Genomic DNA, 14,817 nt, shown 5'->3' on the forward strand with positions numbered 1-14,817 from the left:
GCGTCGGAGGTTGCGTTGCGCTACCGGCGCCCAGGCACGCACCTCGCGGCAGCGGAGGAACGGCCACGATGGAAAAGCATCGAGGCCGCCCCTCCGCCACCGCGATGCACGCACCTGGACACCGCTATCGCTAACGCAACCTCCGACGCGGGGCACTACGTCAGTCTGACGACCCGGGCGGACGGCTCGGGTACGTCGACAGTCACGGTCAGTGCGCCTTCAGCGCTCCGGGTGAAGGTCCAGCCGTCGAGAGCGTCCGGGTAGACGGGCTCGACGGTGGCCTGATCGAGGGGGAGGGTCAGTTCGGCCGGGCCCGCGGATCGGTGCCAGAGAGTGAGGTAGCTGCTGGTCGGGGTCGCCAGGCCGAGCGCGATCCAGTCGTCGGTCCAGCGCGGAAGCCCGATCGGCCAGAACGGTGTCGCTGTCGTCAGGTCGTCGAGGATGCCCCGGTGTGCCGACACCGCAGAGCGCACCAGCTCGACCTCGTCCGCGGTCATCTGGTTCAGGTGGCCGGACAGATACATGCGGCCGAGGATGCCGTTCACCAGGCTGAAGACGAACTCCTCGCGCGACGTACCCGTACGGGGGTAGGCCCAGTTCCCGGCCTGTTCGGGCAGGATCGACGCGGGCGCGGCGGCCGCGATGGGTGCGTACAGGAGGGGATCCTGCTGGTCCGACGTCGACTGCAGGTGCAGCCGGGACAACATCGCGTAGTCGCTGCGCATCGCACCGGAGCCGCAGTTCTCGAGCAGCAGGTCCGGATGACGATCCTGTACGGCGTCCAGCCAGGAGAGCAGTGCCCGGTTGTGCTCCAGGAGCCCCTGTCCGAGCGACGTACCACCCTTGTCCGTGCCAGGGCCGGTCATCGTGTTGTTGTCGAGTTTGAAGAAGCCGATACCGAAGTCGCCGATGAGCCGATCGACCGTTGCGTCGAGATGCTTCCGGGCGGCCTCGTTGCGGAGGTCGAGCAGGTACCGGCCCTGTCCGGTGACGCGGATTCCGCGTCTGGTCAGGAAGGCGTCGTCAGGCAGTTCCTGGGCGAGCGGAGACTCGACACCGACCACCTCCGGTTCCAGCCACAGGCCCGGGACCATGCCGAGCTCGTGAATCCGATCGGTCACGGTGCGGAGTCCGGTCGGGAATCGGGTGGTCGACGGCTGCCAGGCGCCGACGGTGTTCCACCAAGTGCCCTCGGCGTACCAGCCGGCGTCGATGCAGAAGTAGTCCACGCCGGCGGCCGCGGCCGCGTCGATCAGGGGGAGGAGCTTCTCCGTCGTCGGGTCGCCCATCAACGTGTTCATGTAGTCGTTGAAGATGACGGGCAGCCGGTTCTCGACGTCGCGCTGCGGGCGGAGCGAGCGACGCTGGCTCGTGAGGGCTGCGAAGACGTCGTCCCTGCTGGTCCCGACGACCAGGGACACGGGCACGGTCGTGAAGGACCGCTCGGCGGAGATCGTCTCGGTCCACTGGTGCTCTTCGCTGGTCGGGCCGCTGAGAAGCAGGTAGCCACCGGTCCGGTTCTCGCCGAGCTCGTAGTGCCATGGCCCGTTGTGCTCGATCTGCCAGCCGAGCGCGGCCTCGGCCCCGAGCAGTACGGCGGTCGGCAGGTACTCGCCACTGGACCATGAACCGGTACTGGTGACCGCAAGCCGGCTCCTGGAGACCGGATGATGCCGATCCCGCTGGATCTCGGGCAGCCCGTGGTCCCGGAGCGACCGGGTGTACCAGCGGTTCTCGGCCATCCAGGTGGTGTCCGCGGAGAGGAGGTCGAGTTCGACCGAGCCGAGCCCGATGGCGAGTGAGGAGAGGAAGTCGAGTTCGAGCTCGCCCGTCCCGGTCATCGAGGCCTCGGTCCACGTACGTACTCCCGCGGTGGCCTCGAAGTAGCTGGTGATGCGCAGGCCGGTCTGCTCGTCCTCCTGGGTGATGCGGAGGGTGTCGTCGCCGATGACGTGATCGACGTACCGCAGGCGCTTGCCGAGGTCGGTGCCGGCATGGCGCGGGGTGGCGGGCGAGTTCCCGTAGCCGAGCGCCGATACCTCGACGAGAGGTTGATCGGCCGGAGCGATCAGGGAGCGGTCCGAGGAGCTCAGGTGGAGAGAGTCGAGACGGACCGCTCCTGCATCGATGGAGAAGGTCAGAACGAGGTCGCGCGCAGTCCAGCGGAAGGTCATCGAAAATCCTCGGGGCTCAGGAGGTGGGGCGGTGCTGCAGGTAGTCCTCGACCCCGAAAAGGTGGGCCGCCATCCGGGCCCGGGCTCGTTCGGAGTCGTGGGCCGCGAGGGCGGCCAGGATCGAGCGGTGCTCGGCGTGGGTTGCCTGGTCGGCGTCCTGCTCGCTGATCGAGCGCCACAGCCGGTCGCGGGTGGTCCGCCCGCCGAGCGCCTCGATCAGTGCGGCCAGGACCGGGTTGCCGGAGGCCTGGGCGATGGTCAGGTGGAAGGCGAGGTCATTGTCGATCACCACCTCGTGGTCGGGCTCGTCCTTACCGAGTTCGGCCTCGATCCGCTGTAGCCGTTCCTCGGCCGCGGTCAGCTGCTCCGGCTCGATCATCCGCGCCGCCAGTGCGGCCGCCTCGGTCTCGAGCATGCGCCGGACGGCGTGCAGATGATGCGCGCCGGTGTGGTCGTGCAGGTCGGCGACGAACCCCATCGGGGCCAGCAGCAACGACGAGTCGAGGGAGGTGACGTAGGTGCCGTCACCCTGCCGGGTCTCCAGTACGCCCATCGCCGACAGCGCCCGGACGCCTTCGCGTAAAGGGTTTCGCGACACACCGAGGGTCTCGGCCAGCACCTTCTCCACCGGCAGCCGATCGCCGGGCCGGAGCTTCCCGTCGACGATCAGCTTCCGGATGCCCTCGACCACGATCTCGGTGCGTGAACTCATGCAACCACGTCCGGCCGGGACCGGGACGCCCAGTAGGTCCCGGTCGGGAAGGTGTACGCCGCCACCGATTCGCTGTGCATCTCCGCACTGTAACCGGCCGCCGTCGGCAGCACGTACGCTCCGCCGCTGACCACACACGGGTCGACGAAGTGCTCATGCAGGTGTTCGACGTACTCCGTGACCCGGCCCTCGAGGGATGCCGACACGGCGACGTAATCGAAGATCGACAAGTGCTGGACGAGTTCGCACAACCCGACCCCGCCGGCATGCGGGCAGACCGGTACGCCGAACCACGCGGCCAGCAGGTACACCGCCAGAACCTCGTTCACGCTGCCCAATCGAGCCGCGTCGAGTTGGCAGTAGTCGATCGCGTCGGCCTGGAACAGCTGCTTGAACAGGACCCGGTTCATCCCGTGCTCGCCGGTCGCGACGCCGATCGGTGCGACCGCCTTCCGGATCGCCGCGTGGCCGAGGATGTCGTCGGGGCTGGTCGGCTCCTCGATCCACAGCGGGTCGAACTCCGCGAGCGCGCGCACCCACTCGATCGCCTGCGGCACGTCCCAGACCTGGTTGGCGTCGATCATCAGATTCCCGTCCGGCCCGAGCGCTTCGCGGGCGATACCGCAGCGCCTGATGTCGTCGTCGAGGTTGGCGCCGACCTTGAGCTTCACATGTTTGTAGCCGGAGGCAACCGCTTCCTCGGACAGCCTGCGCAGCTTGGAATCCGAGTACCCGAGCCAGCCCGCCGACGTGGTGTAGCAGGGATAGCCGGTCGCCGTCAGTTCCTCGATCCGTTGCTTGCGGCCATCTTCTCGCTCGCGCAGAAACGCGATCGCCTCGTCGGCGCTGAACACGTCGGACAGGTAACGCAGATCCGCGGCCGCGACGAGTTGCTCCGGCGACATCTCGCACAGCAGTCGCCACAGCGGCAGGCCGGCCCGGCGCGCGGCCAGGTCCCAGACGGCGTTCATCACCGCGGCCAGGGCCAGATGGATCACGCCCTTGTCCGGACCGAGCCAGCGCAACTGGCTGTCGGACTGCAGTTCGCGGTAGATCGCGCCGAGGTCGGCGCACAGCTCGTCGACGTCACGTCCCACCAACGGCTCGGCCCGCTGCACCGCCGCGGCGACGCACAGGTCGTTGCCGCGTCCGATCGTGAACGTGAACCCGTGACCGCGCAGCTCGGGGTCGTCGGTGTGCAGAACGACGTACGCCGCCGAGTAGTCGCCGTCGGCGTTCATCGCGTCCGAGCCGTCCTGGGTCAGTGAAGTCGGGAAGCGGACGTCGACCGCCTGGACGGACGTGATCCGAGGCATGGAACCCCCTGAGATCAATAGATGGGATCTTTTTTCAGATTGCTGGATCTGAGTATGGACCTAACTCCGCACCGGCGCTACGATCCGTGGAATTCATAGGATCAATACCTCAGTTTCTGGGAGATTACTGTATGAGCGACCTGGGGCTGCGGCTGGTCTACGACCGTCCGGCCGGCACCTGGCTGGAGGCCTTGCCGCTCGGCAACGGCCGGATCGGCGCGATGTGCTTCGGCGGCGTCGGCACGGACCGGATCGGACTGAACGACGAGACGCTGTGGTCGGGCAGTCCGGCAACAGCTGAGCTGCTGTCGGAACCGCTCGGAGCCGTCGGTGCCGAGGCAGTGCAAGCGGTGCGTACGGCGCTCGCGAGTGGCGACCTCGGCCGCGCGCACGAGCTCGCCCGTGGCTTCCAGTCCGGGTACTCGCAGGCCTACCTGCCGCTCGGGGACCTGTTCCTCGACATCGCGGTGGACGGCTTCGCACCGGAGACCGCGGACGTGGCGCAGTATCGCCGGCAACTCGATCTCGACACCGCGACAGCGCTGGCGGAGTACGAGATCGGTGGAGTGTCTGTCCGGCAAGAGGTGTTCGTGAGCGCACCGGCCGGCGTATTGGTTGTTCGTCTGACCGCGTCTGGTGCTCTTAGTGTCATCGCGCGGTTGACGTCTCAGTTGCGTTCGGAGCCGCGCGAGGCCGGGCTGCTGTTGCAGGCGCCGGCGGATGTCGCGCCGCCGCATCGCGATGTGCCGGAGCCGATCAGGTACTCCGACGGTCCGGACCGCGGCATGGCGGCGGCGATCGCACTGCGGGCGCGAAGCGACGGTGACGTGCAGCTCGGCGAGTCGAGCATCACCGTCAGCGGAGCGACCGAGGTTCTGCTGCTCCTCGGGACCGCGACCGGGTACGACGGTCCTTCGGTTGCGCCGACCCGGTCGGCGGCAGAGTGCTTCGACCAGGCCGACGCACGGATCCAGGCGGTTGTGGACCGCGAGTACGACGATCTTGCGGCCGAGCACCAGCACGACCATCAGGAGCTGTTCCGCCGCTCGTCCCTCGAGCTCGCCGGTACCGGTGCGGCGGATCTGCCGACCGACGAACGGTTGCTGCAGGCGGTTGATCAGGACGATCCGGCGTTGGCCGCGCTCATCTACAACTACGGCCGCTATCTGATGATCGCGAGTTCGCGTCCCGGCGGGCTGCCGACGAATCTGCAGGGGATCTGGAACGACATTCTCCGGCCGCCGTGGAGCAGCAACTACACGGTGAACATCAACACCGAGATGAACTACTGGCCGGCTGAGACCACCAACTTGTCCCAATGCCACGAGCCACTGCTCGATTACCTCGAGCACCTCGCCGCAGCAGGCCGCCGTACGGCGCAGGAGCGGTACGGCTGCAGTGGTTGGGCAGCGCATCACAACGCGGATGCGTGGTGCTGGACGCTGCCGGTCGACGGCGACCCGCGGTGGTCCAACTGGCCGATGGCCGGCACGTGGCTGGTCCGGCACTTGTGGGATCACTACGCCTTCACCGGTGACGCGGACTTCCTGCAACGGGTGTGGCCGACCTTGCGGGATGCCGCGGAGTTCTGCCTGGACTGGCTGGTCGAGCTGCCGGACGGCAGTCTGGGTACGTCGCCGTCGACCTCACCGGAGAACACCTACCTGGACGACGACGGGCAGCCGTCGTCGGTGACCGTGTCCGCGACGATGGATCTCGCACTGATCGCGGACCTCTTCGACCGCTGTGCACAGTCGGCCGAAGTCCTCGGGTTGAACGATCCATTGGTCGAGCGGTTCGCACTCGCCCGCAAGCGGATACCGGATCCGTCGATCGGTAGCCGCGGGCAACTACAGGAGTGGGCCGCGGACCTGCCGGAGGAGGACCCGCATCACCGGCACACCTCGCACCTGATCGGCCTGCACCCCGGCGACGCGATCACGCCGGACCGGACTCCGGCCCTGGCGGCCGCAGCGGCTCGCACGCTCGACCTGCGCGGCGACCGCGCCACCGGATGGTCGCTCGCCTGGAAGATCAACCAGCGGGCCCGGCTGCGTGACGCGGCCGGCGCGCATCGGTTGGTCTACGCGTTCCTGTCCCCGGCGAACGACACGAGCACGGACTACGTCGGCAGCGGCGCGGGTGTGTACCCGAACCTGCTGTGTGCGCATCCGCCGTACCAGATCGACGGCAACTTCGGCGCGACCGCAGGGATCGCGGAGATGCTCCTGCAGAGCCACACCGGCGAGATCGAGATCCTGCCGGCCCGTCCGGACGACTGGCCGGCCGGTCGCGTCACCGGCCTCCGGGTGCGCGGAGGCGTCACGGCCGACATCGCCTGGAGCGCCGGCGGTGTCGACCTGGTGCTGACCGCGGACCGGGACCAGGAACGCATCGTGCGGTACGGCGGTGAACGGATCGCAGTCCAGTTGAGCGCCCACACAGCCCACCATCTCAGCCTGAGCTGATCGGGCCGGGAGGAGGAGACCCTGATGGCAGTCCTGACAAGCATTCCGCCGCCGGCGGGCGAGACGCCGACCCGGCCGCGACGGCGTCGTCGCGAACGCACCACCGTCACCGGTCTGCGCCGCAGCCTGCAGCGGCACTGGACGCTCTACCTGCTGATGGTCGTGCCGCTGATCTGGTTCGTGGTGTTCAAGTACATCCCGATGTCGAACGCGGTGCTGGCGTTCAAGAGCTTCAACGTCATCAAGGGCATCTGGGGAAGTCCGTGGGTGGGCTGGCAGAACTTCGAGTTGTTCTTCCACAACCCGGTGTTCTGGACCCTGGTGAAGAACACCTTCGTGCTGTCGGTCTACACCGTGGCGGCCAGCTTCCCGATCGCGATCGTCCTCGCGCTGGCGCTCAACGAGATCCGCAACGGCCTGTTCAAGAAGACCGTCCAGCTGGTGACGTACGCGCCGTACTTCATCTCCACCGTCGTGGTCGTCTCGATGACGATCCTGGTGTTGTCGCCGCGACTGGGCATCGTCAACGAGGGCCTGGGATTCTTCGGCGTTCCCGCGGTCGACTTCCTCGGCAATCCCGACTACTTCCGGCACATCTACGTCTGGTCCGACGTCTGGCAGACCACCGGGTACTCGGCGGTGATCTACCTGGCCGCGCTGTCCGGCATCGACCCGGCGCTGCACGAGTCGGCCCGGATCGACGGCGCGAGCCGGCTGCAGCGGATCAGGCACGTGGATCTGCCCGGGATCATGCCGACCGCGGTGATCATCCTGGTGCTTGCTGTCGGCAACATCATGGCGATCGGGTTCGAGAAGGCGTTCCTGTTCCAGAACCCGCTGAACCTGAGCCAGTCGGAGATCATCGCGACGTACGTCTACAAGACGGGTCTGCTGAATGCGGACTTCAGCGGCGCGACGGCGGTCGGGTTGTTCAACTCGGTGATCAACCTGGTGCTGTTGCTGATGGTCAACACGATCGCCAAGCGGATCACCGGGAACGGACTGTGGTCATGAGCGTTCAGACTGAAACGAGAACGGCGCCGAACAAGAGGGTCGAGCGCCGTGCGGCCCGGGCCCGCCGGATCCGTGAGCCGCGCACCGACCGGATCTTCCTGTTCTGCGTGTACCTGCTGCTGGCGGTGTTCTTCGCGGTCGTGCTGCTGCCCCTGCTGTACATCGTGGCGAGCTCGTTCAGCAGTCCCGAAGCGGTGTCGGCCGGCCGGGTGCTGTTCTGGCCGGTGGACTTCTCGTTGCGTGGGTACCACGCGGTGTTCCAGAACCCGCAGATCGTCCAGGGGTACCTGAACTCGTTGTTCTACACGGTGGTGGGGACGATCGTCAGTGTCACGATGACGATCGCGATCGCCTATCCGATGTCGAGGCGGACGCTGGTCGGCCGGAACGTCGTGATGACGGCAATCCTGTTCACGATGCTGTTCACCGGCGGCCTGATCCCGACGTACCTGGTGGTCCAGTCGGCCGGCCTGCTCGACACCCGTTGGGCGTTGATCATCCCGCAGGCGATCGGGGTCTGGCAGGTCATCATCGCCCGTACCTACTTCCGTACGGCGATCCCGGAAGAACTCGTCGAGGCCGCCGAGCTCGACGGTTGCGGCGACCTGCGATTCCTCTGGTCGGTGGTGATCCCGCTGGCCAAGCCGATGATCGCGGTGGTCGCGTTGATGTACGCGATCATGCAGTGGAACTCGTACTTCGACGCGCTGATCTATCTGAAGAACCCGGATCTGTTCCCGCTGCAGCTGGTCCTGCGCAACATCTTGATCCTCAACACGACCGGCGGTGGCGCAGTCGACGCCTCCGTGGTCATCCAGCGCCAGCAGTTGGCCGATCTGCTCAAGTACTCGCTGATCGTGGTGGCCAGCGTTCCGGTACTGCTCATCTATCCGTTCGTCGCGCGCTACTTCACCAAGGGAATCATGATCGGCGCCGTCAAGGGCTGATCCTCCGCATCACCTCGACCCTGTGAGGGACCTATGTCTGTACAGTTCAGAAGGAAGAGGCGTGCCGCGATCGTCGGCATGAGTCTTTTGGCACTCGCGCTTGCGGCCTGTTCCGGTGGCAGCTCGGACGACGAGCAGAGTAAGCCGCTGCCCACCGTTACCGGCAATCCCGCGATCACACTCGACGTCTTCGCACCGCAGTCGGCCGACTGGAACCTGGCCACGAACGACTTCACGAAGGCGGTGAAGGAGAAGTTCAACCTCACCATCAAGTGGCAGAACACGACGTTCGACGGTGGCCCGGCCAAGGAGAAGCGGCAGATCTCGCTGGCCAGCGGTGACTACCCTGACCTGTACCTGCTGATCCCCTGGGTCGACCAGTTCAACCAGGCCGACCTGCTGAAGCTGTCGTCCCAAGGTGTCGTCGTACCGCTGAACCAGCTGATCGACCAGTACGCGCCGAACATCAAGAAGGCCCTGGACGCCTCGCCGGGGTACAAGGAGATGGCGACCGCGCCGGACGGCAAGATCTACGGGATGCCGCAGTGGGTGGACTGCTTCCACTGCTCGTACCAGGACAAGTTGTGGATGAACTCGGCCTGGTTGAAGAAGCTCGGCCTGGAGCAGCCGAAGACCACCGAGGACATGCGCAAGGTCCTGCAGGCCTTCAAGACCCAGGACCCCAACGGCAACGGCAAGGCGGATGAGATCCCGCTCAGCGCCGACGTCCGCGACGTACTGATCCCGTACTTCATGAACGCGTTCATCTACGACCCGCAGGGCACCAGTGGCAACAACAACTCGACCCTGGTGCTCAACGACGGCAAGGTCGACATCCAGGCGAACAAGGACGGCTGGCGCGAAGGCCTGAAGTACCTGAACTCGCTGTACAAGGAAGGCCTGATCGACAAGGGCGCCTTCACCCAGAACCCCGACGCGCTCTCGCAGCAGGGTAACCACGCCGGCTCGGTGGTCCTGGGCTCGGCCACCGTGCTGCACCCGGGCATCTTCGTCACGACCGGTTCGCCGGACGGACGGGACAAGCAGTACGACGCCGTACCGCCGCTGACCGGACCGGAGGGTGCGAACTTCACCGGCTACAACTTCCCGAGCGCGCCCGGGGCGACCTTCGTGCTGACCAGCAAGGCGACGCAGGAGGAGCAGATCCAGGCGATCAAGCTGCTCGACTACATCTTCACCGACGAGGGCCAGATCAACGGCCAGTTCGGCACCGAGGGCAAGACCTGGACCAAACCGGCTGCCGGAGACGTCGCCCTCGAGAAGTCGCTCAAGCCGATCTTCAAGCAGATCCCGCAGAAGGCCGGAGCCAAGCCACCGAACTCCGGCTGGGGTGCGCTGGCGCAGTACAACAACACCGCGACCTTCCGGAACTCCGAAGCGATCAGCACCGACCTGTACTCGCAGGCAGGCTATGAACGCCGGCTGTTCGAGGCGACCAAGCTGTACGCCGGTCACGAGGACAAGGCCAAGATCTACCCGTACTGGAAGGTGTGGATCGACCCGACGCTGGCCAACGAGGTCGCCACGCTGCAGACCAACATCGACAGCTACGTGCAGCAGAACGCACTCCAGTTCGTCACCGGCTCGAAGAACCTCGACACCGACTGGGACTCCTACATCAAGGGTCTCGACGGCCTCGGCCTGAAGCGCTACCTGGAGATCCAACAAACGGCCTACGACAAGGTACCCACCAAGTAGGTCCGCCCTGGACCGGCCGGACCACGCCGGCCGGTCCACCCAGATCACGACGAGGAGCGATCAGTGCCGTTCGATGCAACCTTCGAATCCCTGGCCACGTTCGAATGCCCGGACTGGTTCCGGGACGCGAAACTCGGTATCTGGTCGCACTGGGGACCACAGTCGGTGCCGAGGTACGGCGACTGGTACGCGCGCCACATGTATCGGGAGGGGAGCGACCAGTACCGCTATCACCTCCGGACGTACGGCCACCCGTCGGAGTTCGGGTACAAGGACATCGTCAAACTGTGGAAGGCGGAGCGGTTCGATCCGCACGAGCTGATGGATCGCTTCGTCGCGGCCGGCGCCCGGTACTTCGTGGCGCAGGCCGTGCACCACGACAACTTCTTCAACTACGAGTCGGCCATCCACCCCTGGAACTCGGTGAAGGTCGGTCCGGGCAAGGACATCCTTGCGCTCTGGAAGGCCGCCGCCGATGAACGGGGACTGCCCTTCGGCATCACCGAGCACCTCGGCGCGACGCTCGGATGGACAGCGGTCAACAAGGGCAGCGACAAGCACGGGCGATTCGCCGGTGTGCCGTACGACGGAACCGATCCGGCGTACCGTGATTTCTACCTCGACAACAGCCGGTACCTTCCCGCGGACGACGTCGAGGTCCAGGACCCTTGGTACAGCGACGATGCCGAGTGGCACCGGCACTGGCTCGAGGCGGTGACCGAGATGATCGATCGGTACCAGCCGGATCTGCTGTACTCCGACGGCCCGTTGCCGTTCGGCGAGATCGGCTACGAGCCCGGGCTTCGCGCGGTCGCACATCTCTACAACACCAGCGCGGGGATCCACGGGACCAACCGTGCGGTCTACCAGCAGAAGGATCGCCGGCCCGAGGTGAGTGTGGTCGGCGTGATGGACATCGAACGCAGCCAGACTCCCGGTATCCACCCGTCGACCTGGCAGACCGACACCTCGGTCGGCGACTGGTTCTACAACGTCCGCGATGTCTACAAGACCGCCGGCCACGTGATCGAGCTGCTCGTCGACATCGTGTCGAAGAACGGGAACCTCCTGCTCAACGTGCCGCAACAGCCCGATGGCACGATCGACCTCGAATGCTCGCAACTCCTCGACGACCTCGGCGCCTGGACGAAGGTCTGCGGGGAAGGCATCTACGGCACGAGGCCGTTCCGGGTGTTCGGCGAGGGCCCTTCGACCGTTGTGATCAAGGGTTTCACCGAAGACCGGGTCAGCTGGACCAGTTCCGACTACCGCTTCACCCGCCGGGACGACACCGTCTACGCGTTCCAGCTCGCCTGGCCCGACGACGGACGCGCGGTGATCCGCAGCCTCGCGGACCACGAGACAGTGACCGGCGTCCGGCTGCTCGGCCACGGCCCGATCCCCTTCGAGCAGGCCGAAGGAATCCTGGTGGCACGCCTTCCCGAAACCCCTCCACTCGACACCGCCAACTGCCTGGCCCTGGACCTCCGCACCCGCTGACGTGCTCCGCACGATCCGCGCCTCAGGCGGCCGGACAGCGCTGTCGGAGGGGCCGGCCAGAGACCGATGGTTGCTGAACGCCCGCTGTCTTCGCAGCCTCGGCGTTGACACATCCTCGGACACTGGCCGTTCTGTTCCGGTGGACCGGAGATCACCGGTTCAGTTCGGATGTCCTGTAGAGGTCGGGCGTTGTACCCGGCCGCACCAGGACGACGTTCTCGCCCTTGTCGGTCTTGAACTTCAGCAAGCCGTTCTTTGCCGAGACCAGTGTTTCTGCCTTGCGGCCGTTGCGGTACAGCACCACATCGGCCTCCCACGGGTTCCTCACACGGGCCACCTCACCAAGCTGCGATTCGATCTCGATGTACTGGACGTCGCCTGACTTCATCGAGGAGGAGACCAGGAAACCGTCCTTGGCAAGCAGCTTGTACCTGGCGTCCCAGGAAGCGGGCCACGCCGGGAACACACGGATCACCGGGTCCCCGGCGGGGGTCGGACTGAGGCTCTGATGAACCGCTTCCTGTAGTGCTGCCGCAAACGTGCCGTAGCCCTCGGCCGAGTAGTAGTCCAGTTGGTTGAACAGCAGGTTCGGGAACTCGCCGTACGTGCTGAACACGCCGTACTGCGTGGTGAGAATCTTCTCCATGTCATCCGCTCGCCCGAGCTTGGCGGCGTCCACATGGAAGCGGCTGGAACCGTTTCTGTCGACGACCTGACCTTTCACCTGGTTCAGGTAGCCAGGCGAATGGAGGTAGGTGTTGAGCGCGATCTCCCAGTCACCGCCGTCGAGACCCTGGTCTCTCGTTTCCAGATTCAGTACGTCGAACTTCTCGAGCATCTTGAAGATCGGGCTTTCCGTTCCATGCAGGTCCCTGATGAAGTAGGCCGGCTGCAAGCCCTGTGCCCACGCGGGCTCGTCGGTCGCGAGCTGTGTAGCGAGGGCGGGATTTGTGCTCGCTGCCCACAGCGCGCCCGGATCGGTGCGCAACGGATAGTCCGCGAGATTGTCGCGGATCTCTTTCCAGGCCGGACGTTTCGCTTTGTCGACACCCAGCAACTCCGAGGCCTTGACCACCGTGGCGAAGATGCCTCTGGCCATCGACAGGTCGTCGATGACATCTTTGCCGGCCCAGATATGCTCGTGCAGGTTCGTGTTGTAGAAGTGGTACTTCCCGTCGTCCTCTTTCCGTAGACCGTCGTACGACCGGTAGAGCTCGGCAGCGCCCTTGATGAAGGGATAGGCGACCTTCCGCAGCCAGTGGATGTCCTTCGTGTAGCAGTAGACGCTCCAGTAGTGCTCGGCGGTCTCCTGGGTGGCCATCATGGTGTGCGTGACGTAGCTGGCCTGGTTGTTGCTGGTGCCGAACACGTTCCAGTTCCATGGCGGGAGGAATCTGTTTCTCCGCATGGTGAAGTCGGTAAAGTCCTGCGTCCGTGTTCCGGTCTTGAATGTGTAGTACTGCTGCATGGCTTCGGCGATGCCGTCCGGCAGCGTTTCCCAGCCCAGGACGCCGTTCGTCTCGCCGATGAAGATGCCCTCGCTGCCCCACATCTGCCGGGCTGCAGTCTCGTACTGTGCGTAGCCGGCCTGCCGCATCGTGAACAACGGCTCCATCAGGTCCAGGTGGTTGGCAGCCATCAGTGGCTGATACAAGCAGTCCTGGTTCCAGTTCCAGTAGAAGCTGCCCCAGTCGCGCCGGTCCTCCTCGCCGATCCAGATGCCGCCGTTGTACTTCGAGGGATAGGAGCCTCGGTTCGATATGGCGGCCAGATACATGTAGTAGTTGCGCCGCTGTTCGAAGTTGAACTGCGAAGGGAAGTACACGTACGACCGCTGCCAGAAGTCGCTCCACCACGCCTGCGTCTTGGCGTAGATGCGGGCGTAGTCAGGAGATTTCGTGGCGTTCGCAACGGCGGTGGCCTTTGCCGACCGCCCTGCCGTACGCATGATGGAGTCCCCGCCGATGATGACGGTGAAGGAGCCTTTTCGCGCGGGCAGATTCAGTCTGAGCGTGGTCCGGCCGCCGATCGCGTTGCTGGTGACCTCCGAGATCTCTCTGCCTTGCACGGTCGCCGCAACGGCGGTGTTGACATGGAAGTCGTTGACCGCCAGGCCGGTGTCGCACTTCTCCTGGATGACCTGCTCCAGCACCACGGTTTCGTTCCGGGACCCGGGACGCCCTTTACCGGCGACCGTGGTGAGGGTGGACATCGCCGTATGCGCTCCCCAGATCTGGTTCGCGGTGCGCAGCATGGCCAGGTCGACGGTGATCGGCTGAGGCGTGGCGCGATTGTCGGCTACTTTGATCGCGATGGCATCCGAGTCCATAGCGGCGATGACGTCGATGTCGACTCCGGTGCCGTTGACGCTCAGTTTGCCGTCGTACAGCGAGAGATGCTGCTTCGTCGTACTGTCGAAGACGGTGTCCGATCCGAACCCGACATGGATGCGCCCGACGGCGCCGCCGCCCGAATTCTGGTGGTCCTTCGACGCCGCGGACGCATCGTTGAACATGAACATGTCGGTGTGGTTCAGCTGCATCACGAGGGTCGTGCTGTTGCTCTGCCAGACCGGCCCGCCGAAGCGTCCGTTGGCTACCGACATCCCTTGCGTTCCGGTCGTGATCCTTCCCGTGTACCGGAGATCTGACCGGCCGATCAGCTTGCTGTAGTCAGGGTCGAAGACGGGCCTTACCCGAGCATGTCCCTTCGTTGTCGCCGGTAGGGCCGGGTCCGCTTGCGCTGTCACGGCGGACAACGGCCCGGCCGATGCTGCCGACAGCCCCACGCCGACGGCGCCGCCGACGAATCGCCGCCTCGAGATGCCATCCGATGAAAACGGGTTCGCTGCTGCCATGTCCCACTCCTCTGTACCGGGAACGACGGACGACCAGAACCACAGACTTAGCATACGTATGATGTTTGCGGCAACGGCTGGCAACATACGTATTATGTTTGCCGGGCCCC

9 protein-coding genes are annotated in these 14,817 nt (G+C 65.5%); 5 read left to right on the forward strand and 4 right to left on the reverse strand.

Translation table 11 applies throughout. From position 1 onward, the window contains the following. Window positions 1–155: 155 nt before the first annotated feature. Genes AB0L70_RS34740 through AB0L70_RS34750 form a run of 3 tightly spaced genes read right to left on the reverse strand, consistent with a single transcriptional unit; the run spans window position 156 to window position 4,202 of the window. Window positions 156–2,174 (reverse strand): alpha-galactosidase, encoded by a 2,019-nt coding sequence (locus AB0L70_RS34740; protein WP_363691049.1) that lies wholly within the window; start codon window positions 2,172–2,174, stop codon window positions 156–158. A gap of 16 nt (window positions 2,175–2,190) precedes the next feature. After that, window positions 2,191–2,886: a FadR/GntR family transcriptional regulator gene (locus AB0L70_RS34745; protein WP_363691050.1), complete on the reverse strand. Its 696-nt coding sequence runs from the start codon at window positions 2,884–2,886 to the stop codon at window positions 2,191–2,193. Then, complete coding sequence (locus tag AB0L70_RS34750; RefSeq protein ID WP_363691051.1) at window positions 2,883–4,202, reverse strand: L-fuconate dehydratase; 1,320 nt, start codon at window positions 4,200–4,202, stop codon at window positions 2,883–2,885. Before AB0L70_RS34750 ends, AB0L70_RS34745 begins: the two co-directional genes overlap by 4 nt. Before the next feature lie 131 nt (window positions 4,203–4,333). Between AB0L70_RS34750 and AB0L70_RS34755 the strand changes: the two genes are divergently transcribed. The 5 genes from AB0L70_RS34755 (at window position 4,334) to AB0L70_RS34775 (ending at window position 11,850) form a co-directional block, all read left to right on the forward strand. Then, complete coding sequence (locus AB0L70_RS34755; RefSeq protein WP_363691052.1) at window positions 4,334–6,670, forward strand: glycoside hydrolase family 95 protein; 2,337 nt, start codon at window positions 4,334–4,336, stop codon at window positions 6,668–6,670. Between the two features lie 24 nt (window positions 6,671–6,694). Then, on the forward strand, window positions 6,695–7,684 hold the full coding sequence (locus AB0L70_RS34760) for an ABC transporter permease subunit (RefSeq protein WP_363691053.1): 990 nt from the start codon (window positions 6,695–6,697) through the stop codon (window positions 7,682–7,684). Then, a complete protein-coding gene (locus AB0L70_RS34765; RefSeq protein ID WP_363691054.1) occupies window positions 7,681–8,631 on the forward strand; it encodes a carbohydrate ABC transporter permease in 951 nt (316 codons plus the stop codon). Before AB0L70_RS34760 ends, AB0L70_RS34765 begins: the two co-directional genes overlap by 4 nt. A gap of 78 nt (window positions 8,632–8,709) precedes the next feature. Continuing rightward, the gene (locus AB0L70_RS34770; protein ID WP_363691055.1) at window positions 8,710–10,350 is read left to right on the forward strand and encodes an ABC transporter substrate-binding protein; all 1,641 of its coding nucleotides are present in this window, start codon (window positions 8,710–8,712) and stop codon (window positions 10,348–10,350) included. Window positions 10,351–10,413: 63 nt separating this feature from the next. Next, window positions 10,414–11,850, forward strand: coding sequence for an alpha-L-fucosidase (locus tag AB0L70_RS34775; protein ID WP_363691056.1), 1,437 nt, complete (start codon window positions 10,414–10,416; stop codon window positions 11,848–11,850). A gap of 151 nt (window positions 11,851–12,001) precedes the next feature. Here AB0L70_RS34775 and AB0L70_RS34780 read toward each other — a convergent pair whose 3' ends face one another. After that, entirely contained in the window at window positions 12,002–14,794 is a 2,793-nt protein-coding gene (locus AB0L70_RS34780) for a hypothetical protein (protein ID WP_363691057.1), read from the reverse strand. Between the last annotated feature and the right edge of the window lie 23 nt (window positions 14,795–14,817).

Origin of the sequence: Kribbella sp. NPDC051952, assembly GCF_040680855.1 — a bacterium.
Classification (GTDB): domain Bacteria; phylum Actinomycetota; class Actinomycetes; order Propionibacteriales; family Kribbellaceae; genus Kribbella.

Coding starts and splice junctions, on each gene's coding strand:
- AB0L70_RS34740 (WP_363691049.1), bottom strand. CDS start 2,174: ATGACCTTCCGCTGGACTGCGCGCGACCTCGTTCTGACCTTCTCCATC.
- AB0L70_RS34745 (WP_363691050.1), bottom strand. CDS start 2,886: ATGAGTTCACGCACCGAGATCGTGGTCGAGGGCATCCGGAAGCTGATC.
- AB0L70_RS34750 (WP_363691051.1), bottom strand. CDS start 4,202: ATGCCTCGGATCACGTCCGTCCAGGCGGTCGACGTCCGCTTCCCGACT.
- AB0L70_RS34755 (WP_363691052.1), top strand. CDS start 4,334: ATGAGCGACCTGGGGCTGCGGCTGGTCTACGACCGTCCGGCCGGCACC.
- AB0L70_RS34760 (WP_363691053.1), top strand. CDS start 6,695: ATGGCAGTCCTGACAAGCATTCCGCCGCCGGCGGGCGAGACGCCGACC.
- AB0L70_RS34765 (WP_363691054.1), top strand. CDS start 7,681: ATGAGCGTTCAGACTGAAACGAGAACGGCGCCGAACAAGAGGGTCGAG.
- AB0L70_RS34770 (WP_363691055.1), top strand. CDS start 8,710: ATGAGTCTTTTGGCACTCGCGCTTGCGGCCTGTTCCGGTGGCAGCTCG.
- AB0L70_RS34780 (WP_363691057.1), bottom strand. CDS start 14,794: ATGTTGCCAGCCGTTGCCGCAAACATCATACGTATGCTAAGTCTGTGG.